This is a genomic window from Fulvimarina pelagi HTCC2506, from assembly GCF_000153705.1.
Classification (GTDB): domain Bacteria; phylum Pseudomonadota; class Alphaproteobacteria; order Rhizobiales; family Rhizobiaceae; genus Fulvimarina; species Fulvimarina pelagi.
Window position 1 is genome coordinate 1,606,422 of record NZ_DS022272.1, and the last position, 21,735, is coordinate 1,628,156.

The 21,735-nt window shown below is 61.2% G+C and carries 23 protein-coding genes; 7 read left to right on the forward strand and 16 right to left on the reverse strand.

Annotation, left to right across the window (positions count from 1 at the left end; translation table 11 throughout):
* Positions 1–2: 2 nt before the first annotated feature.
* The 10 genes from ruvA to FP2506_RS07585 all read right to left on the reverse strand — a co-directional run bounded on the left by ruvA (position 3) and on the right by FP2506_RS07585 (position 6,839).
* Positions 3–623, reverse strand: coding sequence for a Holliday junction branch migration protein RuvA (gene ruvA / locus FP2506_RS07540; protein ID WP_007066839.1), 621 nt, complete (start codon positions 621–623; stop codon positions 3–5).
* Positions 620–961 (reverse strand): type II toxin-antitoxin system VapC family toxin, encoded by a 342-nt coding sequence (locus tag FP2506_RS07545; protein ID WP_007066840.1) that lies wholly within the window; start codon positions 959–961, stop codon positions 620–622. Before FP2506_RS07545 ends, ruvA begins: the two co-directional genes overlap by 4 nt.
* A gap of 51 nt (positions 962–1,012) precedes the next feature.
* On the reverse strand, positions 1,013–1,252 hold the full coding sequence (locus tag FP2506_RS07550) for an AbrB/MazE/SpoVT family DNA-binding domain-containing protein (RefSeq protein ID WP_244404143.1): 240 nt from the start codon (positions 1,250–1,252) through the stop codon (positions 1,013–1,015).
* Between the two features lie 103 nt (positions 1,253–1,355).
* Complete coding sequence (ruvC, locus tag FP2506_RS07555; RefSeq protein WP_007066842.1) at positions 1,356–1,874, reverse strand: crossover junction endodeoxyribonuclease RuvC; 519 nt, start codon at positions 1,872–1,874, stop codon at positions 1,356–1,358.
* Positions 1,875–1,973: 99 nt separating this feature from the next.
* Entirely contained in the window at positions 1,974–3,395 is a 1,422-nt protein-coding gene (locus FP2506_RS07560; RefSeq protein WP_007066843.1) for an FAD-binding oxidoreductase, read from the reverse strand.
* 92 nt (positions 3,396–3,487) lie between these two features.
* Positions 3,488–4,261 (reverse strand): VOC family protein, encoded by a 774-nt coding sequence (locus FP2506_RS07565; protein WP_040489009.1) that lies wholly within the window; start codon positions 4,259–4,261, stop codon positions 3,488–3,490.
* 42 nt (positions 4,262–4,303) lie between these two features.
* On the reverse strand, positions 4,304–5,014 hold the full coding sequence (locus tag FP2506_RS07570; RefSeq protein WP_007066845.1) for a DUF1428 domain-containing protein: 711 nt from the start codon (positions 5,012–5,014) through the stop codon (positions 4,304–4,306).
* Between the two features lie 17 nt (positions 5,015–5,031).
* Positions 5,032–5,637: a dihydrofolate reductase family protein gene (locus FP2506_RS07575; RefSeq protein WP_007066846.1), complete on the reverse strand. Its 606-nt coding sequence runs from the start codon at positions 5,635–5,637 to the stop codon at positions 5,032–5,034.
* A 310-nt stretch (positions 5,638–5,947) separates the two neighbouring features.
* Complete coding sequence (locus FP2506_RS07580) at positions 5,948–6,331, reverse strand: VOC family protein (RefSeq protein ID WP_007066847.1); 384 nt, start codon at positions 6,329–6,331, stop codon at positions 5,948–5,950.
* A 31-nt stretch (positions 6,332–6,362) separates the two neighbouring features.
* Complete coding sequence (locus tag FP2506_RS07585; protein WP_040489011.1) at positions 6,363–6,839, reverse strand: VOC family protein; 477 nt, start codon at positions 6,837–6,839, stop codon at positions 6,363–6,365.
* 53 nt (positions 6,840–6,892) lie between these two features.
* Here FP2506_RS07585 and FP2506_RS07590 point away from each other — a divergent pair, with 53 nt between their 5' ends.
* Positions 6,893–7,387, forward strand: a complete 495-nt coding sequence (locus FP2506_RS07590; protein ID WP_007066849.1) for a MarR family winged helix-turn-helix transcriptional regulator — start codon at positions 6,893–6,895, stop codon at positions 7,385–7,387.
* A 12-nt stretch (positions 7,388–7,399) separates the two neighbouring features.
* On the opposite strand, the gene aroQ is transcribed toward FP2506_RS07590, so the two are convergent.
* From aroQ to FP2506_RS07615, 5 genes are all read right to left on the reverse strand, one after another.
* Positions 7,400–7,837 (reverse strand): type II 3-dehydroquinate dehydratase, encoded by a 438-nt coding sequence (gene aroQ / locus FP2506_RS07595; RefSeq protein WP_007066850.1) that lies wholly within the window; start codon positions 7,835–7,837, stop codon positions 7,400–7,402.
* Between the two features lie 212 nt (positions 7,838–8,049).
* On the reverse strand, positions 8,050–8,340 hold the full coding sequence (locus tag FP2506_RS07600; protein ID WP_007066852.1) for an HlyU family transcriptional regulator: 291 nt from the start codon (positions 8,338–8,340) through the stop codon (positions 8,050–8,052).
* 110 nt (positions 8,341–8,450) lie between these two features.
* Entirely contained in the window at positions 8,451–10,499 is a 2,049-nt protein-coding gene (rpoD, locus tag FP2506_RS07605; protein WP_007066853.1) for an RNA polymerase sigma factor RpoD, read from the reverse strand.
* 324 nt (positions 10,500–10,823) lie between these two features.
* The gene (dnaG, locus tag FP2506_RS07610) at positions 10,824–12,776 is read right to left on the reverse strand and encodes a DNA primase (RefSeq protein ID WP_007066854.1); all 1,953 of its coding nucleotides are present in this window, start codon (positions 12,774–12,776) and stop codon (positions 10,824–10,826) included.
* Between the two features lie 75 nt (positions 12,777–12,851).
* A complete protein-coding gene (locus tag FP2506_RS07615) occupies positions 12,852–13,130 on the reverse strand; it encodes a DUF1289 domain-containing protein (RefSeq protein ID WP_007066855.1) in 279 nt (92 codons plus the stop codon).
* Positions 13,131–13,364: 234 nt separating this feature from the next.
* Here FP2506_RS07615 and FP2506_RS18690 point away from each other — a divergent pair, with 234 nt between their 5' ends.
* The 3 genes from FP2506_RS18690 to FP2506_RS07630 all read left to right on the forward strand — a co-directional run bounded on the left by FP2506_RS18690 (position 13,365) and on the right by FP2506_RS07630 (position 15,053).
* Positions 13,365–13,865, forward strand: a complete 501-nt coding sequence (locus FP2506_RS18690) for a hypothetical protein (RefSeq protein WP_007066856.1) — start codon at positions 13,365–13,367, stop codon at positions 13,863–13,865.
* 104 nt (positions 13,866–13,969) lie between these two features.
* Positions 13,970–14,341, forward strand: coding sequence for a CidA/LrgA family protein (locus FP2506_RS07625; RefSeq protein WP_007066857.1), 372 nt, complete (start codon positions 13,970–13,972; stop codon positions 14,339–14,341).
* A complete protein-coding gene (locus FP2506_RS07630) occupies positions 14,334–15,053 on the forward strand; it encodes an LrgB family protein (RefSeq protein WP_007066858.1) in 720 nt (239 codons plus the stop codon). The genes FP2506_RS07625 and FP2506_RS07630 overlap by 8 nt, the downstream gene beginning before the upstream one ends.
* 27 nt (positions 15,054–15,080) lie before the next feature.
* Here the strand turns inward: FP2506_RS07630 and FP2506_RS07635 are convergent, their stop codons facing one another.
* Positions 15,081–15,530 carry a GatB/YqeY domain-containing protein gene (locus FP2506_RS07635; protein WP_007066859.1) on the reverse strand — a complete coding sequence of 150 codons (450 nt, stop codon included), beginning with the start codon at positions 15,528–15,530 and terminating at the stop codon, positions 15,081–15,083.
* Positions 15,531–15,912: 382 nt separating this feature from the next.
* On the opposite strand from FP2506_RS07635, the gene carA reads away from it, so the two are divergent.
* The 3 genes from carA (at position 15,913) to carB (ending at position 21,566) form a co-directional block, all read left to right on the forward strand.
* Positions 15,913–17,100, forward strand: a complete 1,188-nt coding sequence (carA, locus tag FP2506_RS07640) for a glutamine-hydrolyzing carbamoyl-phosphate synthase small subunit (RefSeq protein ID WP_007066860.1) — start codon at positions 15,913–15,915, stop codon at positions 17,098–17,100.
* A gap of 471 nt (positions 17,101–17,571) precedes the next feature.
* Entirely contained in the window at positions 17,572–17,925 is a 354-nt protein-coding gene (locus FP2506_RS07645; protein WP_007066862.1) for a helix-turn-helix domain-containing protein, read from the forward strand.
* A gap of 206 nt (positions 17,926–18,131) precedes the next feature.
* Positions 18,132–21,566, forward strand: a complete 3,435-nt coding sequence (carB, locus tag FP2506_RS07650; RefSeq protein ID WP_007066863.1) for a carbamoyl-phosphate synthase large subunit — start codon at positions 18,132–18,134, stop codon at positions 21,564–21,566.
* Positions 21,567–21,735 lie beyond the last annotated feature (169 nt).

Here is a 21,735-nt window from a genome sequence, read left to right on the forward strand (position 1 = left end):
CCCTATCGGCTCAACGCCTTGAGGCCGAGCCGGATCAGCTTGGCGCTGTCGGCATCCTCGCCCGCATCCCTGACCGCCGTCGCGACGGCGGTCGCCGCCTGATCACGCGGATAGCCGAGATTGGTGAGCGCCGAGACCGCGTCGGCAACCGGCGCTGATGCTGTTCCGCCGCCGATATCGCGCTTGAGGCCGAAGCTCTCTTCGGAGCCTGCGCCCGAGAAGGCCGGCGCGCGATCCTTGAGTTCGGCGACGATGCGCTGGGCGACCTTCGGCCCGACCCCCGGCGTACGCGCGACCATTGCCTTGTCCTGCAGGGCGACTGCATTTGCGAGATCGCCCGAGGAAAGGGTGCCGATCACCGCGAGCGCGACCTTCGAGCCGACCCCCTGCACCGTCTGGAGCAGGCGGAACCAATCCCGCTCAGCGGCCGTCGCGAAGCCGTAGAGCCGGATCATGTCCTCGCGAACGATCGTCTCGATGAAAAGGACGATGGCCTCGCCGACGCCCGACAGGCCGGCTAGCGTCCGTGCCCCGCAAAAGGCGACATATCCCACGCCATGGACGTCGACGACTACATGATCCTCGCCAATTTCCTCGACCGTCCCTTTCAGCTTGCCAATCATGCGGTGCCTTCTGACGTGACGATCTTGAGACCGGGGAAATAGTTGCGATAGCGCGCCGGATCGCGCTTCAGCAGACAATGCCCGCCGACGAGGGCGTGCGCCCCGATCAGGAAATCCGGCAGCATTCGCTCGCGTCTGCCGCCACGCTGGCGGTAAAAGCAATAGGCTTCGCCAGCGGGATAGGCGGCAGGGAATGGAAAGGCCTCGCGGCGAATAGCGACAAATCCGTAGACCTGCTCCAGATCATTTTCCGTCTCGCTTCCCGCGCCGAGTTCGGCCCACACCACGTCACTCATGATGGCCGGCCCGAATTCGGTCGCATCGGCGATCTCCGCCATTGCGGTTTTTGCGTGCGCTCCGCTTTCGGAAGGTCGATCCAGATAGTGGTGTCAATTAGGATCAACATTGTCTTTCGGCCCCCTCAACCAATCGACGAAAGTCTTCCCGTCCATTCCGTTGAAATTGAGAGTCCCGCGCAGCCGCTCGAAATGCTCCCTCATAGCGGCAATCCGCTCTTCCCGTGATTGATCGACGTGAACAAGGCTCGCACCATCGGCGTTCACAACGAAATTCACCTCACTGCCCTGCCCGATCCCGAGCTTGTCCCGGATGGGTTTGGGGATTGTCACCTGTCCTTTTTCCATTACGCACATGGGTTTGCCTTCCGGTAATACCGCATCAGTAATACCCAAGCCCGCAAGAAGAACAAGTCAAGAACGCAGCGAGCGAAGCTCATCGTCCCGCCATCGCCAGTCGGGACTGCGCCGACTGGCGATGATGAGTGTGGCATATCGCGATGGCGATGGCGTCCGCCGCGTCGTCCGTATCAAAGGTCGCCTTCGGCATCAGTACGTTGACCATCATGTGAATCTGCTTCTTGTCGCCGTGGCCAACGCCGATCACGGCCTTCTTCACTGCATTCGGCGCATATTCCGCGACCGGAATCCCGGCGAGCGACGGCACCAGCAGCGCGATTCCCCGCGCCTGCCCGAGCTTGAGCGTCGCCACGGCGTCCTTGTTGACGAAAGTCTGCTCGACCGCAGCCTCGTCCGGCCGGTGGGAATGGATAATCTCGCTCAATCCGTCGTGTAGTTGCCGAAGGCGGGAGGCAAGATCGCATTTCGGATCGGAGGTCACCGTACCGCTCGAAACGAAGCGCAGAGAATTGCCCTGCGTCTCCACGATTCCCCAGCCGGTGCGCCGCAGCCCTGGATCAATGCCGATGATGCGAATGGGTGTCTCCTGCAACATGGTCGATGCGCTCCCCTTGGTGACCCTGGGAGAGGGATCGCATCCGAACCGTGAACAAAACTAAAACAATCCGCGATTTTCCGAAAGCTGGCCGCCCGCTTAGGCGGTGTCCAGCGTGAAGATCTTGCCGGGGTTCATGATGTTCAATGGATCGAGTGCAGTCTTGATCGCGCGCATCACGTTGACGGCTTCGCCGAGTTCGGCCCCAAGATAGCCGCGCTTGCCTTGGCCGATGCCGTGTTCGCCGGTGCAGGTACCATCCATGTCGAGCGCACGCTCTGCAAGACGCTTCATGAAGCGTTCCGCGGACGCGATCTCGGCAGCCTCATCGGTATCGATCAGCAGCGTAACATGAAAATTGCCGTCGCCCACATGGCCGACGATCGGGGCAATCAGCCCTGCGGCTTCCGCATCGGCGCGGGTCTCGTCGATGCAGTCGGCGAGACGGGAGACCGGCACGCAAACGTCGGTCGCGATCCCCTTCGCGCCGGGCCTCAAACCGAGCGAGGCCCAGTAGAAGTCATGCCGCGCCTTCCACAGCCGAGAACGCTCCTCCGCACGGCTCGCCGATTTGAGTTCGCCGCCGCCACTGTCCTCGACGATCGCCGCGAAGGTCTCCGCCTGTTCGGCGACCGAAGCGGGGCTTCCGTGAAATTCTACGAAGAGATGTGGCGTCTCCGGCAGGTCCATCTTCGAATAGCCGTTGGTCGCTCTGATCGAAAGCGCGTCGAGAAGTTCTATGCGGGCAACGGGGAGGCCCATCTGGATAGTTTGGATCACGGCGTTCACCGCGTTCGTCACATCTTCGAACGGACAGACCCCAGAGAGGATCTGCTCGGGTATGCCGTAAAGCTTGAGATTGAGCCGGGTTATGACGCCGAGAGTGCCCTCCGAGCCGACGAGAAGCCGGGTGAGGTCGTAGCCGGCAGAAGTCTTCTTCGCCCGCCGTGCCGTCCGAATAAGCGAACCATCCGCCATCACCGCGTTGACCGCGACGACATTGTCGCGCATCGTGCCGTAGCGCACGGCGTTCGTGCCGGATGCGCGTGTCGCTGCCATGCCGCCGAGCGAGGCGTTGGCGCCGGGATCGATCGGAAAGAAGAGGCCGGTGTCGCGCAGATGCTCGTTCAGCGCCTCGCGGGTTACGCCCGGTTCGACCGTGCAGTCGAGGTCTTCGGCGTTGACGGAAAGCACGCGGTCCATCTCAGAAAGATCGAGCGAGACCCCGCCAAAGGGTGCATTGACATGGCCTTCCAGCGAGGAGCCGGTGCCGAATGGCACGATTGGCATGCCGTGCTTCGCGGCGATCTTTACCAGCGTCTGCACCTCGGGCTCGCTGCGGGCAAAGAGCACGGCGTCAGGAAGCTGGTTAGGGATATAGGTGGTCGTATGGCTATGGGCGCGGCGCACGTCCTCGCCGGCGACGAGCCGGTCGCCGAAGGTCTCGGCCAGCTCGGCAAGCGCGGTTTCGGTCCCTGGCCGTTTGGGTCTGTCCTCGGCCAGAATGTCAGCCAGCGCCATGATCGACCTTCCTCTTGTCGTTCGCCGCTGGAGTTTGGACGCTCCGGCGACGAAGGACAATGCGGGAAAGCAGATTTCAACGACGACGAAGCCTAATGACGCGGCCCCGAATACATCAGCTTGGCACCCTGCGGATCGTTCGACTGGATGAGCCAGCCGCTGTCCTCGGGAAGCTCGACCGGACCGTGCGTGATCGTGCCTCCGCCGGCCTCGACTGCGTCCTTCGCCTTGTCGATGTCGTCCACAGTGAAGGCGAAGTTCCAGAACGGCCTTGCGGCGGGATCGCGTGCGGTCATCATCGCACCGATCCGCGTACCGGCGGCACCGATGAAGGTGTAGTCGCCCATCTCGCCCATCGGCATGACGCCGAGCTTTTCCCAGCCGAAAAGCTTGTTGTAGAAATCGAGCGCGGCGGTCTGATCGCTGGTGACCAGTTCGTTCCATGAGCAATGGCCGCTCGATTGAGGTTCGAAAGCCTGGCTCGCCTCGTCCGAAAAGCCGCGCATGACGTAGAAAACCGCGCCCTGCGGATCGGCGAGGAAGGCGAAACGCCCAACATTCGGGATATCCATCGGCGGCATGTGGACCGACGCGCCGAGGCTCTGCGCTTTTGCGGTCGTGCGATCGACATCGTCAACGCCAAAATAGACAGCCCATGCCGGCGGCATCGGCGCCTCGTCGGGCAGTTTCATTATGCCGGCGATCATGCTGTCGCCCACGGCACAGATGCGGTAGTCGACGCCAGGCGGCCCCATGTCCGGCTTCGAGATCGTCCAACCGAGTATCGGTGCATAGTACGTCTGCGCAGCGTTCTGATCGCTGGTCAACAGTTCATACCAGATCGGCATTCCGTGAGGATTGGGCATTGCTTCGCTCCCTGTTGGCGCTGATCGATCGTCAGGGTCCGCTCAGCTGGTCGCGAGCATCTCAAACCCGCCGAAGATCATGCGTTTGCCGTCGAACGGCATGTCCGAGGGCATCGCCTTCATCCGCTCGTCTTCCATCGCTGTCTTCATGCCGGCATCGCGGGTCGACTTGTCCGGCCATTCGAAGAAGGAGAAGACGACGTTCTCGGCCTCTTCCGCGATGACAGCCTTGCGCATGTCGGTCACCTTGCCATTCGGCAGATCGACACCCCACGCTTCGAGGTGGCGCAGGACGCCATGGTCGCGGAAGATCGGCCAAGCCGCAAGCGACATTTCTTTATAAGCCTCGCGCTTGGACTCTGGCACCGCTAGTAGGAACCCGTCGACATAGGCGCCCGGCGCCCTGCCCTCGTCCATCAGCGTCTCGAAGCCGCCGAAGATCATTCGCTTGCCGTCGAACGGCATCTCGCCGATCTCCTTCATGCGCGGGTCGGACATCATCTTTTTGAAACAGGTGTCGGACGCATCCTTGTCCGGAAACTCCATCCAGCCGAATGAGACGGTCTCGTCGGTCGTCGCCTTTACGGATGTCTTGAAGTCGTTGACCTTGCCGTCCGGGACGTCGTCGCCCCAAGTGTCGACGATGCGGCTCGCGCCGAATTCCCGAATGATGGCGGAAGCCTTCGTGGAATGCTCGATGAAGGCTTCCTTGTTGGCCGTCGGGACGGCAGTCACGAAACCCTGGATGTACATCTGTTCTCTCCTTTCCTTCAGGATGGGGAAGGCACATCGAGCCTCGGCAGTTCGCCTGCCAATTCGTAGACACCGATCATCACTCCCGAACCCGAGACGCGGTGTTCGACGAGGCGCAAGCCTTTCGGCGCTGCTCCGTCGAAGGCGCGTTTGCCGGAGCCCATGACAATGGGGAAAGTGATCAGGAACAATCGGTCGATCAGGTCTCGTTCGACGAGGCCCGGATACAGTGTGCTCGATCCCTGGATCAGAAGATCGGGCCCATCCGATTTCTTGACCTCCGGTATCTGGTCGAGCCCGCTGAGGTGCCGCGTGTTCTGCCAGTCGAAGGGACCGCTTTGGTGCGTGACGACAAACTTCGTCGCCGCGTTGATCGCATCCGCCATCGGATCGTCCTTCACCCTCGGCCAGTGGGCAGCGAAGATGTCATAGGTTCGCCTGCCGAGAAGCAAATCGAAGGGCTGCGAGAAAACCTCGTGCATGAAGCCACCGACGGTCTCGTCGAAATGCGGCATCACCCAGCCGCCGTTGTCGAAGCCGCCGCTCGTGTCCTCATTCGCGCTACCCGGGGCCTGGACGACACCGTCGATGGACTGGAACAGGCCGGCTATGATCTTGCGCAAGGGAATCCTCCAATTCGGTACGCGTCCATGACAACGCCAGGTTATAAACAACTTGAATGGTCTTTATCGGGGTCGCGGTGTTCGCGGTCGCCCTCGAAGGGTTGCCGGGCAAGGTTCGCCGCATTTGTTTGGCTCCCTTGCGGCACGAGTTCGACCGTGTAGCTCAAAACCTGCCTCCTCCAGCGCCCAGCGCAATCGCAAGTCGCGGACCTGGCCCTGGGCGAATTCGGGGACCCAGTCGTAGGCGGTGATGGATATCGGGCCTTTCTCAAGAGACGCAGGCGTTATGCTTGACCTCCCGTCTGCTCTCTCAGCTTTTCGGCATCTGGTTGACGTGGAGGATGTTGCCGTCCGGATCCTTGAACCAGACCATCTTGAAATCGCCCGCATGATGAATGCCGTCTCTAAACTCGACCCCATCCATCTCGTAGTGTTCGAAGGCAACGTTCTTCGAGGCAAGGTCGGCCACGATCGAATCGATGTCACCCGCGGCGTCCCACACGACTGCGTTGGCTCGGTTCGTTCCGGCCTGGTCAGATCGGTAAACGACCAGGTGGGTCGTCCCTGTCTCGAACACCATCACCGAGTCGCCATCCTCGACGCATTTCAATCCGAGCGTCGTCTCGTAGAACCGCCTGGCGCGGTCGATGTCCGAAACGGCGACGATCGCGGAGGACGTCTTTTCATTCAGCATGGAACACCCGCCTCCCTTTGCGGTCATCGGTTCAGCCGGCTGCCGCCTTTTCGAGCGCGGCAACATCGAGTTTCTTCATCTCCATCATCGCTTGCATGACGCGTTTCGCCTTGGCGCGGTCGGAATCGGCGAGAAGCTTCGGAAGGATCTCCGGAACGATCTGCCAGAACAGGCCGAAGCGATCTTTCACCCAGCCGCATTGTTCGGCATCCGGATGGGCCGAGAGTGCCGTCCAGTAGCGGTCGACTTCATCCTGTTGCTCGCAGGAGATCGAGAGGGAGACCGCTTGGTTGAACTGCGCGAACGGACCGCCGTTGAGCGCTTGGAACGACCGTCCGAACATCGTGAAGTCGATGATCAGCACGTCACCTTCGCTTCCGGCAGGCCAGTCACATGGCCCATAGGTCACGCGATCAATCCTCGAATTGGGGAAGAGATCGACGTAAAAATTCGCACCGTCTTCGCCGTTGCGGTCGAACCATAGGCAGGTGGTCAATTTGTCCCACACAGCAAAACATCCTCACCCTTGACCAAAAGAGTTGATATCAACATAAATACTGTATGTCAAAGGCGAGACCGAATCAACAAAACGAGATCGCACCTGAAGTGCCGTTCCGCACGACGCGTCAGGTGCGCGACCACTGCCTCTGCCTTCACACGCAGCGTGCCGCGCGGGCGATCTCGCGACAGTTCGATGACGCATTTCAGCATCTCTATCTGAAAAGCGGCCAGTTCTCGCTGCTGATGTCACTCAATCGGCCCGAGCCGCCGACGCTCGGTGCCATCTCTTCACTGCTCGGCATGGATCGCACAACGCTGACAGCGAACCTCAAACCGCTGGAGCGGCGGGGACTGGTGGAGGTGAAGCCGGACGAGAAGGATCGGCGGGCCCGCCGGCTGATCCTGACAGCGGATGGGCTTTCGCTTCTCGCCGAGGCGGCGCCGATCTGGGAGCGGACCCATGGTGAGATCGAAAGCTGGCTTTCGGAGCCCGGCGCTGAAGTTCTGCGTGCAGGACTCAACGCCATCCGCGACGGCGCGGCAGCGGCGGAATAGACAGCGCGCCCATCAGTTTGCGAGCAGGGAGCACACCCGGCGTACGGCCGCCTCATAGCCTTCAACCCCGAGACCGGCGATCACGCCGTCCGCCCGGCCCGACACGTAGGAATGATGGCGGAAGCTTTCGCGCCTGTGAACGTTCGAGATATGCACCTCGAAGACCAGCCCCTCGAACGCGTTCAGCGCATCGAGGATCGCGACCGAGGTGTGGGTGAAAGCAGCCGGGTTAATGACGATGGCAGCGCATGTCTCGCGCGCCTCGTGGATCCAGTCGATGATCTGGTATTCCCGGTTCGACTGGTGAAAGCGAACGGCGTGCCCAGACTCCCCGGCCAGCGTCGCGCAGACACTCTCTACGTCCGATAGTGTCTCAGATCCGTAGATCTCCGGCTGACGTTTGCCGAGCAGGTTCAGGTTCGGGCCGTTAAGAATCATGATCTCGGCCATTGCGCAGTCTCCTGTGATGCCGGAGTACCGCCGTTATCAGCCCCAACCTTTCGGCACAACGGCGTCGATTATTTCCTCGCAGGGGATCATGCAGTCAGACGGAGGCGTGTTCGAACTGAACGTTGTCGCGTAATGCTAAAAGAAGCTCCCCGGCGGGTTCGCTACGACTGGCCGAGAATTACGGTTCGGGACTTCCGTTTGGAACTGAGCCGCTATTCGAACAATTCTTCACCCTGCTCGTCCACCACCCGTCGCGCCTTCAGGAGAGCGGCATGCTCCGCATCCTTCCGGGATGGAAACAGATCGGCTCGGATGAGGCGGTGGAATTTCGTCTCGCCGCCGACCTCCTTCTCGATGGTCGCAGAAAGGCGGAACTGGCCGCCTTCCGGCATCGGCGCGGGGGTGATGGTGAAGCCCGCATAAACTTCTGGGTCACCGCGCAATTCTGTTGATGAGGGCGACTTCGAGCCGCCACCGAACAGGCGTTTGAATAATGACGTCATACGATCGGAGATAGGACTCGCTCGCGACCGGGCAAAGCGTTCAAACGAATGGCCAGCGACGGGTATCGCTGGCCTTGCTTGTTTTACATGTTCGCCATTCTCGGAAGCGCTCAGCTGTCGAGGAAGCTTCGCAGCTTGCGCGAGCGACTCGGGTGCTTGAGTTTGCGGAGCGCCTTGGCTTCGATCTGGCGGATTCGTTCGCGGGTGACCGAGAACTGCTGGCCGACCTCTTCGAGCGTGTGGTCGGTGTTCATGCCGATGCCGAAGCGCATTCTGAGGACACGTTCCTCGCGCGGCGTCAGCGAAGCCAGGACGCGGGTCGTGGTTTCGCGCAGATTGCCCTGGATGGCCGCATCGATCGGCAGAACGGCGTTCTTGTCCTCGATGAAATCGCCGAGATGTGAGTCTTCCTCGTCCCCGACGGGCGTTTCGAGGGAGATCGGCTCCTTGGCGATCTTCAGGACCTTACGGACCTTTTCGAGCGGCATGGCCAGTTTTTCGGCCAGTTCCTCCGGGGTCGGCTCTCGGCCGATCTCGTGCAGCATCTGGCGAGAGGTGCGGACGATCTTGTTGATCGTTTCGATCATGTGCACCGGAATGCGGATGGTACGGGCCTGGTCTGCGATCGAACGGGTGATCGCCTGGCGGATCCACCAAGTGGCGTAGGTGGAGAACTTGTAGCCGCGGCGATACTCGAACTTATCGACCGCCTTCATGAGGCCGATATTGCCTTCCTGGATCAGATCCAGGAACTGCAGACCGCGATTCGTGTACTTCTTGGCAATCGAGATCACGAGACGCAGGTTCGCCTCGACCATCTCCTTCTTCGCCTGACGGGCCTCGCGCTCGCCTTTCTGCACCATGTGAACGATGCGGCGGAACTCGGTGATCTCAAGGCCCGTCTCGGTCGCAAGATTCTGAATTTCTCCGCGCAGACGCTGGATCTTCACCTTGTCCTTCTGGACGAAATCGAGCCAACCCTTGCCGGATAGATTGGCAACACGACGGGTCCAGTTGGGATCGAGTTCAGATCCCTGGTACTCATTGAGGAACTCGTCGCGGCGGACGCCGTGAGACTCGCCGAGACGCAGCAGCTTGCCTTCGTTACCAACGAGGCGCTTGTTGATGTCGTAGAGCTGTTCGACCAGCGCGTCGATGCGGTTCTGGTTAAGCGACAGACCTTTCACCGCCGCGATCAGATCTTCTTTTAACTTCCGATAGGATTTCTCCTGGCTCGGCGACAGCGCGCCCGTCGCCTGGAGCCGGTTCTCGACCTGTTGATCCTGAAGCTTGCGCAACCGAAGATAGGTGTCGGCGATGAGATCGAAGGTCTCCATCACCTGAGGCAGAATCTCCGCCTCCATGGCAGCGAGGGAGAGATTGTTCTCGTCGTCCTCGTCTTCATCCTCTTCTTCGGTGCCGATGGGTCGAGCTTCGCCGGGCCGGGTCTGCTCGGCCGTAGCGCCGTTCGCGCTGCTGGTCCGGCCATTCGCATCAGAGCCGGCTTCGGAACCGTTTGCTTCTGACGGAGCAGCGACCGCCGCCGGCGCCTTGGCCTCAGGTCCGGCATAAGTCGCTTCCAGATCGACGATGTCCCGCAGGAGGATGTTGCCTTCGTTCAGTTCGTCGCGCCAGATAATGATCGCCTGAAACGTGAGCGGGCTCTCGCAGAGCCCGGCAATCATCGTCTCGCGGCCGGCCTCGATCCGCTTGGCAATGGCGATCTCGCCCTCTCTGGAAAGAAGTTCGACCGAACCCATTTCACGCAGATACATCCGCACCGGATCATCCGTGCGGTCGCCCGAAGACTTCTTTTCGGTGGTGGCGATCTGGGTTTTGCCGGTCTCGGCGACATCGGTCGAGTTCGACGAATTGTCGTCGTTGTCGTTGTCGTTGTCCGCCTCACCCTCTTCGTCGTCCTCGACGACGTTAATGCCCATGTCGTTGAGCATGGCCATCAGGTCTTCGACCTGGTCGGACGTCACGCCATCGGAGGACAGCATCGAATTGAGCTTGTCCATCGTTACGAAACCGCGCTTCTTGGCGGCCTTGATCATCTTCTTGACGGCGTCGTCTGACAGGTCCAGCAAAGGCCCATCGGTCGCCGCTTCGGCGCGCTCGTCCGCAGGCGCTTCTTTCTCTTTGACCTTGGTCGCCATACGATTCATTCTCCGATATCGGGCATCGCCACCCGGATTCTGCTGTCGGCCGTCTGTTGAGCGCCATCTCGCTCTGCTCGACACCGCCTGTCAGACCGCTTTGACAATTTTGAGGCCCCTCGGGCTCACTCACCGCCGTTCGCAGTCGTGCCGAAAACTAGCAATCACATGAACGTTATTCGGCGTTCAGCGGCGGTATATGTGTGCCCGACCACCAAATGGCAATCCTTAAACGCTCCAGCTTACCGCAAGCGTGCGTTGCAACGCGCGTAAGGCGCGACGCCGTAGCCACCTGTGGCCGAAAGGAAACGGAATTTTCAAGCTTTACATGGTCTTAATCGCGCGCCCCGACAAGATGCCGAAGCCGTCGATCAGCGCTTCCACCGTCTCCAGCCGCTCGATCTCCGCCTTCACCGCACGCATGTGCTCGTAAGCCTCTTCCGTCGGCTCCTCGCCGAGCAGGCGTTCGGCCTGCCGCAGTTCCCTCGTCAAGGCCTTAAACCGGTGCTGCAGGTTAAGTGCTTGCCGCAACGCTTCGCGTGCATCGTCCGCCGCGGCATCGGCGAGAACCGGCCATAGCCGCACCTCTCGCGCCTTTTTCTCGTAAGTCTCGAAGATTGTGTCAGTGCCGGCCCGTTCAAGACCTGCGACAATGACCTCGCGACTGTCGGGGGCGCTTTCGGCATAGATGTCGAGAACCGAAGCGCGAAGGCGCGCGAGATCGGGCGCCTCGATTTCCAGATCGGCAAAATAGTCGAACGCCTCGTGCATCAGAATCGGATGGTTCACGAAGCCGACGACGATTGCGATCTCCCGCAGCGAGGGCGCCTGGCCGCCGCTCGCCCGCAGCAGACTAGAGCGCGCAAGCCGGTCCGAGATCGCGGGGCGGAGACCGGGTGCCTGCCCTTGACGCGAGCCGGTGTTCCGCCTTCCCTGCTGGTCGCCGTAACGACCCCGTTCACCCCGCCCACCGTAACGAGGCTGCGATGAAGCGTTGCCGAAAAACGCCGAGAGTCGCTGGCGCATGTCGTTCTGATAGTGTCGTCGAACACTTTCGTCGCCGATCTGCCGCGTCAACTGATTCAGGCGCGCCTCGAGATCAGCCCGAGCTTCCGGCGTATCGAATGTCGACCCGGCGGTCTCGCGCGACCAGACCATGTCAGAGAGGGGCCGCGCCTGGGCGAGAACCTCATGGAAAGCGTCCGGGCCTCTGCCTTTAACGAGGTCGTCGGGATCCTTGCCGTCCGGAAGCAGAGCGAAACGCAGGGAGCGGCCAGGTTTCAGCATCGGCAGCGCTAGCTCGGCCGCCCGGTGCGCCGCCTTGAGGCCGGCGCCGTCACCGTCGAAACAGAGCACGGGTTCGCCGGCATTGCGCCAGAGGAGTTCGATCTGGCTTTCCGTCAGCGCGGTGCCGAGGGGGGCAACGGCATTATCGAAACCCGCCTGGGCCAGCGCGATCACGTCCATGTAGCCCTCGACAACGATGAAGGTGCCGGTACTCTTCGCCGCCCGACGTGCGGCGGCGAGATTGTAGAGCATGGTGCCTTTGTGGAAGACGTCGGTTTCCGGCGAATTCAGGTATTTCGCGCGCGCCTCCGGCGACATCGCCCGTCCCCCGAAGGCGACGCAGCGCTCCGACGGATCGAGGATCGGAAACATGATCCGATCGCGGAACCGGTCGAAGGAAACGGGGATGTCGTCGCCCCAAACGACCAGTCCCGCCGCCTCGATCTCGGCCTTACCGACGCCTTTACCCGCCAGATGCTCTTTCAGGCGGTTGCGGCCTTCGGGCGCAAAACCGAGGCCGAAGCGTTTCTGCGTAGCGGGAGTCAAACCGCGATCGCGTAGATAACCCCGCGCTTTCGCACCCTCGTTATCCTGCAGTCGCTCGCGAAAAAACTCCGAGGCGAGCCGTAGCGCGTCGAGGATGGTTCCGCGTTTCTCCTCGCGGCGCTCTGCCTCGGGATCACGCGCAGGCATCTGAAGCCCCGCTAAGCCAGCCAGCCGCTCTACCGCATCGGGAAAGCTCATTCCGTCGAGTTCTGTGAGAAAGCGGAAATGATCGCCCGAGACGCCGCAACCGAAGCAGTGGTAGCGGCCCTTATCGTCTTCGCAGTGAAAGCTTGGCGATTTCTCGCCATGGAAAGGGCAACAGGCCCAGTGATCGCCCTTTGCGGGCCGCGACTTCCGCCGGTCCCAGGTGACGCGCTGGCCGATCACGTCCGAAATCGGCACGCGGGCGCGTATGTCATCGAGAAAGGATGGCGGAAAACGCATAATTCCGCTCTAAGCCATAGCGGGCGAACACGGAAGCAGGTATCTCGAACAGCGCGAAGCAGCGCACAAAAAGGGTCAGGCTGCCCTCGTGTGCGGCAGCTTGTCGAGCGGACAGGGCCGATTTTTCTTGGCGCAGCGACGCCGATAAAGAAACTCCCAGCGCTCGCGGCGCCCGGTCTGTTCGAGCCGGGCGAGCAGAAGGCGGAACAGCGCTTTCCGGTCGCCCTTCTTGCGGCTGCGTTTGAAGGTCTTCTTTTCGTCCTTCGTCAGGCCGCAGCCGACGCAGGGACCCTTGCCAGGACGCTTGCAGATATCGATGCAGGGCGACGGTGCCTTGCGCCACAAACCAGCCATTCAGTACTTCCCACTGCTCCTGCACGACATCGCTACCGGCCGTGCCTATATCATGAAACGACCGCTTACAGATCGCCGTCACTGAGCCACTCTAGCTGCGAGACCGGCCAGAAGTACCGCCCCGCGACGATCTGGCGTTCGTTGCGCCGCGTTACTAGCTCTGCTAGACAGAAATCAACAAATTCAGCGGTTTAGAGACGTTCTAAACTGGCGTATACACAGTCGGTCCTTGCCATGACAGCTACCGCCCGCAAGTTCGCGTTTTCCCTCGATCTGGCATCTCAGGATAACGTCGTGATCCCATTTGGCTCACGCAGTTGTCCGACGGTAGAGGCGCGACCAAGCGAGCTTGCTGAAGGCGACCGCGACCTTCTCAATAGATTGCGGTGGCTAGCCCTGAAAAGCCGCCTGCAGCCGAACCCTGAGATCGAGCGGGCCTGCATGATGCTCGCCGGCAAGGGACCGAGGGCAGTCGAAACGGTCGCCAATGCCTTCTTCCGCGGCCTTGCAAAACACGGCACAAGCACCTTGGATCTCTACAGGCCGGGCACGCGCTGGCCGTCGAGCGACGAAATCTGGTTGCTGCGGCTTCTGGCAGCATTCCGCCAAGGTCGCGAAAAGGAGGGGGCTGCGCTCGTCACTTGGCGTATTGAGCCGAAGGGTCGACGCTGGCTGCGTTTTCTCGCCGCATCCCTCGCCGAACTCGTTACGCCCGAACACACGAGCAGCAGGTAGCGCCGGGCCGCTCTCATCCACTGCGATAAGTGAACTTTTCGGACCGGTCAGAGCGACTATTATTTCGCATATGACCTTGCATTCCCCCTCCGAAGGCGGCGCCCATGCTTAGGGCGCTTACCAGCGTTCTCCTTTGCCAGCTCGTCGGTGAGGCGCTCGTTGCGGCGACCAATATGCCGCTCCCCGGTCCTGTTGTCGGAATGGCGCTTCTGTTTGCGTTTTTCGTCGTAAAGGGTGGCATTCCCTCTTCGATCGCGACCGTCGGAGACGGCCTCCTGAACAATCTCGCCGTTCTTTTCGTACCCGCCGGTGTCGGGATCATGCAGCATGCCAGCCGGATCGGTTCGGAAGGCTTCCAGCTGGGCGGAACGCTGGTCGCCTCGACGCTGATCACAATCGGCGTCACCGGTTACTTGATGCGGTTCTTCATGAAACGCGGGCAGCCGGCCTCGGGGGAGAACAGCGGCGATGGCTGACGAAATCACGGACATCTGGGTCTATCTCGCGACAAGCCCCCTGCTCGCCCTGACGCTGACGCTTGTCGCCTATCAGATCGTTCACGAAATCTGGTCACGGATCGAACGCCCGGCCTTGCTCAATCCCGTGCTGATCTCGGTCCTGATCATCGTCAGCGTGCTTGTCGCCACTGAAACATCCTACGACACCTACTTTGAGGGCGCGCAGTTCATTCATTTCCTACTCGGTCCGGCAACTGTCGCACTGGCGATACCGCTCTATCGCCAGTTCGACCGTATCAAGGCGAACAAGGTTGCGATCGCAGCGAGCCTCGCAGCCGGATCGATTACCGGGATCGGGAGCGGTCTGCTATGTGCGGCCGTCTTCGGCATCGATCGGATCGGCTTCGTCTCGATCGCCCCGAAGTCAGTAACTGCACCGGTCGCGATGGGCATCGTGGAGCGGATCGGAGGCCTGCCCTCGCTGACGGCCGTTCTCGTCATCGTTACGGGTATCATCGGTGCGGCTCTCGGACCGGCGCTTCTCAACCTGATCGGCGTTAAAGACGCGCCAGCGCGCGGCATGGCACTCGGTGTCGGCTCTCACGGCATCGGCACGGCGCGGGCGCTGCAGGAGAGCGAGGCGGCTGGTGCATTTTCGGGTCTCGCCATGGGGCTCAACGCGCTCGCAACCGCGATTCTGGTGCCTGTCGTCTTCTGGATGTTCTTTTGAGAGACGGCTCTCGCGGAATGCTATCGCCTAGCGCAGCAATCCCTTTACGACGGTCGAAGCCTTGGTGAAGTCCATTTGGCCCGGATAGCGCTGCTTGAGCTTGCTCATGCACCGACCAACATCGCGAAGGCCTTTGGCATCGCTGTCCTCGACCGCGTTGCGACAGGCCTGTTGCATCGCGCTTTCGTCGAGCTGGGCGGGCAGAAACTCCTCGATGACTTCGATCTCTTGGCGCTCCTGCTCGGCGAGCTCCAGTCGACCATTCTCCTCGTAGCCAATCGCGGACTCGGCGCGCTGGCGGCGCATCGTCAGGAGGATGTTGAGAATATCCTCGTCTCCGACCGGATCACGCCCCGCTTCTCGGTTTGCGGCGTCCCGATCCTTCACCGCGGCCTTGATGAGTCGAAGGATGGAAATTCGTGTCTTGTCGCCCTCGTCCTGCGCTTTGGTCAAAGCATCGGAGATCATTTCGCGCATCGCGCCGGTCACTTTCGAATATGGATACCGTGGCAGCCCTTGTTAGCGGGCACGCTCGCGGAGGGTGTCAGGATGTTACGCCATGTGACGATCCATGCAACGGGCAATGTCATCGTCCCGTCACATGACGGTCGATCTGTTGCGCTCGCGCATGGCTCACCAGGCGCCTTCAGCGAAGTGCGCCTCGCTGTCCGGTGAATTTGGACGCTTGACCGCGACTGGGTGCTTGCAGTTCCCGGCGACGGCCATATAGAGAAGCGTCGAATGCGACGCAACCGCCTGGGCCTCGAAAGCGTCCCTCGGGGCCAGCCCGCGGTGTTCTTCCTATATGGCGGGGCGCTCAGCATTTTTCTAGATCGAGACCTGACCAGGAGATCCGGACATGAGCCAGGGATGGACGAAACGCGCGACGACCGGACTGCTGGTTCTAGCGGACGGAACAGTGATCGAGGGCTTCGGCCTCGGCGCGGAAGGCGCGGTGGAAGGTGAGGTCTGCTTCAACACAGCTCTTACCGGTTATCAGGAGATCCTGACCGATCCCTCTTACGCCCAGCAGATCGTCACCTTCACTTTCCCGCATATCGGCAATGTCGGTGCAAATGCGGAAGACCACGAGGACTTCTCACCACTCGGCAATGCCGGGGCGGTCGGCGCGATTCTCCGAGCCGAGGTGAGCGAGCCCTCGAACTATCGGTCCGCCGGCCACCTCGATGCCTGGTTGAAGGAGCGCGGTATCGTGGCACTTTCGGGGATCGACACGCGGGCCCTGACCGCACTTGTTCGGGAAAAGGGCATGCCGAACGCGGTAATCGCCCATGATCCAAATGGTAGTTTCGATATCGAGAAACTGAAATCACGCGCACGCGAATGGCCGGGCATCGACGGCGTCGACATCGCAAAGCTTGTCGCGACAACGGACCGCTCGGTCTGGACGGAGAGGCCATGGGTCTGGGGCGGTGAAACGGCTGCCGAAACACCGGTTCGCTATAAGATCGTGGCGGTGGATTATGGCGCCAAGCGCAACATCTTCCGCCTCCTAGCCAGCCACGGCGGGGAAGTTACGGTCGTCCCGCCGACGACCAGCGCCGAAGATATCCTCGCCATGGAACCCGATGGCGTCTTCCTTTCGAACGGGCCTGGCGATCCAGCGGCGACGGGGATCTATGCCGTGAAGGAGATCGGCAAGCTGGTGGCGTCGGGCGTCCCACTCTTCGGCATCTGCCTTGGCCATCAGTTGCTTGCTCTGGCGCTGGGTGCGCGGACCAAGAAGATGCATCAGGGCCATCATGGTGCCAACCATCCGGTGATGGACTACACCACCGGGAAGGTCGAGATCGTCTCGATGAACCACGGCTTCGCGGTCGCCGCCGACACCCTGCCGAGCGGCGTCACCGAGACCCATCGCTCTCTCTTCGACGGCTCCAATTGCGGCCTGCAGCTGACGGAAAAGCCGGTCTTCTCGGTGCAGCACCATCCCGAAGCCTCTCCGGGCCCGCAGGACTCTCACTACCTCTTCAAGCGCTTCTTCGACATGATCGACGGATACCGCGGCGCGCGCAGCGCAGCCTGATCCGTCCGAGCTACCCCTTAAGACACAAACAGGCACCGGTTCCTAGCCGGTACCTGTTTGTGTTTGCGCATCTGTGTTCGTTGTTTCGCCGCGTTCCCGCTTCAGGCGGCCGGCATCTTGAAAAGGCCGAGGCGCGCGAGAAGCCGCTTGATCGATCGGCGGAAACCGAAATGAACCATGGCGTGCTGGTGCATGTCGTGTCGTCCGCGTTCCCCGCCACATGATGAGCGGCCTACGATGATATCTGCAAGCATGTTCGTATCTCCCGTTTATCGTATTGTTTTATATTAGCCTTCACAGCTTAACCGGACGTTTCGTAATGTGCGCGTTGGTCACTGTCTTCATCTGGCAAGCCGCTAGGGGAGACCACAGATTAGGCGCACGCGGTGCGTTTTTTCAAGGGGATAAACGCGCACGTGGTGCATTTTTCGCATGACTGATAGTCCTGCCATGCCTAACCGCTGACGGCAGATGAAGGAGACGACCAGCTGTTATTCCTGTTTGAAGCGTTCGGTTGACAATGGAGCGACATCTGAAGAATGGCTTGGACATCGACGAGCAACGGAGTTGCCGATGACGCCTGTAGCGTTCAAAGCCTGGCGAAAGGGGCTGGGTCTGAAACAGAAGGACGCGGCCGAAAAGCTCGGCCTCAAGAAGCGTGTCATCCAATACTATGAAAAAGGTGCCCGCGGTGGGAAAGACGTCGACATTCCGAAGACTGTCGAGCTCGCCTGCTTTGCACTATCCATGGGCGTGGAGGGGTATGACGGAAAGGTCTTGCCGGGGGTCGCGGAGGTTGCGAAGCCAAGAGAACCTTTCGAATGACGGTGCCGGAAGGCGGCGCGCTCTTGAGCGCTGTAGGCTTTCGGTGCATTGCAGCAAAACGAGCTTTCCTCCCCTTCCCCCATCTGCGACTCTTCCCTATAAGGCGGCCTTAGCCTGAAGAACGAAGACTCGACACACTGCCCCGAAGCGCTTGAAGAAGCCCTCGGCGCGGTGCTTTGCGCGAGCCGATGAAGCGGATCAATCCCATGCCCAGACGTACAGACATCAAATCGATCCTCATCATCGGCGCCGGCCCCATCATCATCGGACAAGCGTGTGAGTTCGACTATTCCGGAACACAGGCCTGCAAGGCGCTGAAGGCTGAGGGTTACCGGATCATCCTCGTCAACTCGAACCCGGCGACGATCATGACCGATCCCGATCTCGCCGACGCGACTTATATCGAGCCGATCACGCCGGAGGTCGTCGCCAAGATCATCGAGAAGGAGCGACCGGACGCCCTCTTGCCGACAATGGGCGGACAGACGGCCCTGAACACAGCCCTCTCTCTGCAGCGCATGGGTACGCTGGAGCGCTACAAAGTTGAGATGATCGGCGCGAACGCCGCGGCTATCGATAAAGCGGAGGATCGCGCGCTCTTCCGCGAGGCAATGGCCAAGATCGGTCTCGAGACCCCGCGCTCCGTACTCGCCAACGCGGCCGGCCCGAAAGCGCAGGACCGTAAGATCCACGAGGACCAACGGGCTGTCATCCGCGCCGAACATGCCGACGACGAGGATGCGCGCAACGCTGCGCTCGACAAGCTGGAGGCGGAATGGAATCTCGGCGAGAGCGACCGCAAACAGCGTTACATGAACCATGCGCTTGCCGCCGCGGCGCAGGCGCTCGACGAGGTGGGCGTGCCGGCGATCATCCGCCCCTCCTTCACGCTCGGGGGCACCGGCGGCGGCATTGCCTATAATCGACAGGAGTTCTTCGAGATCGTCGAGAACGGACTCGACGCCTCTCCCACGACGGAGGTCTTGATCGAAGAGTCAGTCCTCGGCTGGAAGGAGTACGAGATGGAGGTAGTCCGCGACAGGGCGGACAACTGCATCATCGTCTGCTCGATCGAGAACGTCGATCCGATGGGCGTCCACACGGGCGATTCCATCACCGTCGCGCCGGCCCTGACGCTGACGGATAAGGAATACCAGATCATGCGCAACGCCTCGATCGCGGTGCTTCGCGAGATCGGGGTCGAAACCGGCGGCTCGAACGTTCAGTTCGCTGTAAACCCGGAAACCGGGCGACTCGTTGTCATCGAGATGAACCCGCGCGTGTCGCGCTCGTCTGCGCTCGCATCCAAGGCAACCGGCTTTCCGATCGCCAAGATCGCGGCGAAGCTTGCTGTCGGCTACACTTTGGACGAGCTCGAGAATGACATCACGGGCGGCGCGACACCTGCGAGTTTCGAGCCGTCGATCGACTATGTCGTTACCAAGATCCCGCGTTTCGCCTTCGAGAAGTTCCCTGGTGCGGTCCCCATCCTGACAACGGCCATGAAGTCGGTCGGCGAGGTGATGGCGATCGGCCGGACCTTTGCCGAGTCTCTGCAGAAGGCTCTGCGCGGGCTCGAAACCGGGCTGACCGGTCTCGACGAGATCGCCATACCAGACACAGGACAGGGCGACGATCTTAATGCGCTGCGCGCCGCGCTGGGCACACCGACGCCGGACCGGCTCTTGATGGTCGCCCAGGCGATGCGGATGGGCATGAGCAACGATGCGATCCACGCCGCCTGCAAGATCGACCCCTGGTTCCTTGCCCGCATCCGCGCGATCGTCGATCTGGAAGGAAGGGTCAGAGATCATGGTCTGCCGCAGGACGAGGACAATCTGCGCTTCCTCAAATCCTGCGGATTCTCGGATGCACGCCTCGCAACCCTAGCCGGCGTCGACGAGGTCGCTGTCGCTGACAAGCGCCGAGAGCTGAACGTCCATCCGGTCTTCAAACGGATCGATACCTGCGCTGCCGAATTCGCTTCACCGACCCCTTACATGTACTCGACGTATGAGCGCCCCTTCGCCGGCAGTCCGCGGTCCGAGGCGGAGGTCACGGACGCGAGGAAGGTGATCATTCTCGGCGGCGGTCCGAACCGTATCGGCCAAGGCATCGAGTTCGACTACTGCTGCTGCCACGCGGCCTTTGCACTTGACGATGCCGGCTATGAGTCGATCATGATCAACTGCAATCCTGAGACGGTCTCGACGGATTACGACACGTCGGACAGGCTCTATTTCGAGCCGCTGACGGCCGAGGATGTGTTGGAAATCATCTACGCGGAGCAGGAAAGGGGGACGCTGCACGGTGTCATCGTCCAGTTCGGCGGCCAGACGCCGCTGAAGCTTGCCGAGGCGCTTGAGGCCGCCGGCATCCCAATCCTCGGCACCTCGCCGGACGCGATTGATCTTGCCGAAGACCGCGACCGGTTTCAGCAGCTTCTGAACGAGCTTAACCTCAAGCAGCCGAACAACGGTATCGCACGCTCCTTCGAGGAAGCCCACGCGATCGTCGACCGGATCGGCTATCCGGTGGTGATCCGCCCGTCCTATGTGCTGGGCGGCCGCGCGATGGAGATCGTGCGCTCCGAACAGGGCTTCGAGCGCTATATGCGGGAGGCCGTCGTGGTCTCCGGCAAGTCGCCGGTGCTCATCGACGGCTATCTGAAGGATGCGATCGAAGTCGACGTCGACTGTCTCTGTGACGGCGAGAACAGCTTCGTCGCCGGGATCATGGAGCATATCGAAGAGGCGGGCATCCATTCCGGCGACTCGGCCTGCTCACTGCCGATACATTCGCTTTCGAAGTCCATCACCGACGAACTCGAACGCCAGACGCGAGAAATGGCAATCGCCCTGAAGGTGGGCGGCCTGATGAACGTCCAGTTCGCGATCCAGGGCGAGGATATCTACGTGCTGGAGGTCAATCCGCGCGCCTCGCGCACGGTGCCCTTCGTCGCCAAGACGATTGGCCGGCCGATCGCAAAGATCGCAGCGAGGATCATGGCGGGTGAGGACCTGGAAACCGCATTCGCGGCGTACGGAGGCAAGCCCGACGTGAAGTCCCTGAGACATATCGCGGTGAAAGAGGCGGTCTTCCCCTTCTCGCGCTTCCAAGGCGTCGACACGCTGCTCGGCCCCGAAATGCGCTCGACTGGCGAGGTCATGGGCCTTGCCAACGACTACGCTTTGGCCTTCGCTAAAAGTCAGCTCGGGGCCGGCGTTGACCTGCCGCGCGAGGGCACGGTCTTCGTCTCGGTCAAGGACGCCGACAAGGAGCGCATCTTACCGACGATCCAGCGCCTGAGCGAAATCGGGTTTTCGGTGATGGCGACCGGCGGTACTCAGCGCTTCCTGACCGAGAATGGCATTGAGGCCGTGCGCGTAAACAAGGTTCTGGAAGGACGTCCGCATATTGAGGACGCCATGCGGAACAGGCAGGTCCAGTTGGTCTTCAATACGACGGAAGGGGCCAAAGCGCTGTCCGACTCGCTCTCGCTGAGACGTGCTGCGCTGCTCCACAAATTGCCCTACTACACAACCCTTGCGGGCATGGAGGCGGCCGCCGAGGCAGTCGGTGCCCTTAAGAAAGGGAATCTTGAAGTCAGACCGCTTCAGTCGTACTTTACAGCTGCCTGATTTATTAAATGGCTTGTCGGCCCTGACCGGACCAGGGCCCGGCGACACTTCCAAGTCCGTTCAACCGGTCGGAACTGGGCGATTGTCTGTCGCCTGGCCTGGCCAGTCTTTGTATTCCCGGTAGAGCCGCGTTGACATCGGCCATGCCGGCACGAACGATAAGAATACG

Excerpts from the sequence above, each read along its gene's own strand:
- FP2506_RS07635 (WP_007066859.1), bottom strand. The coding sequence starts at position 15,530 with ATGCGCGAAATGATCTCCGATGCTTTGACCAAAGCGCAGGACGAGGGC.
- FP2506_RS07565 (WP_040489009.1), bottom strand. The coding sequence starts at position 4,261 with ATGCCCAATCCTCACGGAATGCCGATCTGGTATGAACTGTTGACCAGC.
- rpoD (WP_007066853.1), bottom strand. The coding sequence starts at position 10,499 with ATGGCGACCAAGGTCAAAGAGAAAGAAGCGCCTGCGGACGAGCGCGCC.
- FP2506_RS07615 (WP_007066855.1), bottom strand. The coding sequence starts at position 13,130 with ATGGCTGGTTTGTGGCGCAAGGCACCGTCGCCCTGCATCGATATCTGC.
- carA (WP_007066860.1), top strand. The coding sequence starts at position 15,913 with ATGAGCCAGGGATGGACGAAACGCGCGACGACCGGACTGCTGGTTCTA.
- FP2506_RS18690 (WP_007066856.1), top strand. The coding sequence starts at position 13,365 with ATGACAGCTACCGCCCGCAAGTTCGCGTTTTCCCTCGATCTGGCATCT.
- FP2506_RS07600 (WP_007066852.1), bottom strand. The coding sequence starts at position 8,340 with ATGACGTCATTATTCAAACGCCTGTTCGGTGGCGGCTCGAAGTCGCCC.
- FP2506_RS07590 (WP_007066849.1), top strand. The coding sequence starts at position 6,893 with ATGTCAAAGGCGAGACCGAATCAACAAAACGAGATCGCACCTGAAGTG.
- ruvC (WP_007066842.1), bottom strand. The coding sequence starts at position 1,874 with ATGTTGCAGGAGACACCCATTCGCATCATCGGCATTGATCCAGGGCTG.
- FP2506_RS07625 (WP_007066857.1), top strand. The coding sequence starts at position 13,970 with ATGCTTAGGGCGCTTACCAGCGTTCTCCTTTGCCAGCTCGTCGGTGAG.
- dnaG (WP_007066854.1), bottom strand. The coding sequence starts at position 12,776 with ATGCGTTTTCCGCCATCCTTTCTCGATGACATACGCGCCCGCGTGCCG.
- FP2506_RS07560 (WP_007066843.1), bottom strand. The coding sequence starts at position 3,395 with ATGGCGCTGGCTGACATTCTGGCCGAGGACAGACCCAAACGGCCAGGG.
- FP2506_RS07645 (WP_007066862.1), top strand. The coding sequence starts at position 17,572 with ATGAAGGAGACGACCAGCTGTTATTCCTGTTTGAAGCGTTCGGTTGAC.
- FP2506_RS07630 (WP_007066858.1), top strand. The coding sequence starts at position 14,334 with ATGGCTGACGAAATCACGGACATCTGGGTCTATCTCGCGACAAGCCCC.
- aroQ (WP_007066850.1), bottom strand. The coding sequence starts at position 7,837 with ATGGCCGAGATCATGATTCTTAACGGCCCGAACCTGAACCTGCTCGGC.
- FP2506_RS07580 (WP_007066847.1), bottom strand. The coding sequence starts at position 6,331 with ATGCTGAATGAAAAGACGTCCTCCGCGATCGTCGCCGTTTCGGACATC.
- FP2506_RS07545 (WP_007066840.1), bottom strand. The coding sequence starts at position 961 with ATGGCGGAGATCGCCGATGCGACCGAATTCGGGCCGGCCATCATGAGT.
- carB (WP_007066863.1), top strand. The coding sequence starts at position 18,132 with ATGCCCAGACGTACAGACATCAAATCGATCCTCATCATCGGCGCCGGC.
- ruvA (WP_007066839.1), bottom strand. The coding sequence starts at position 623 with ATGATTGGCAAGCTGAAAGGGACGGTCGAGGAAATTGGCGAGGATCAT.
- FP2506_RS07570 (WP_007066845.1), bottom strand. The coding sequence starts at position 5,014 with ATGTACATCCAGGGTTTCGTGACTGCCGTCCCGACGGCCAACAAGGAA.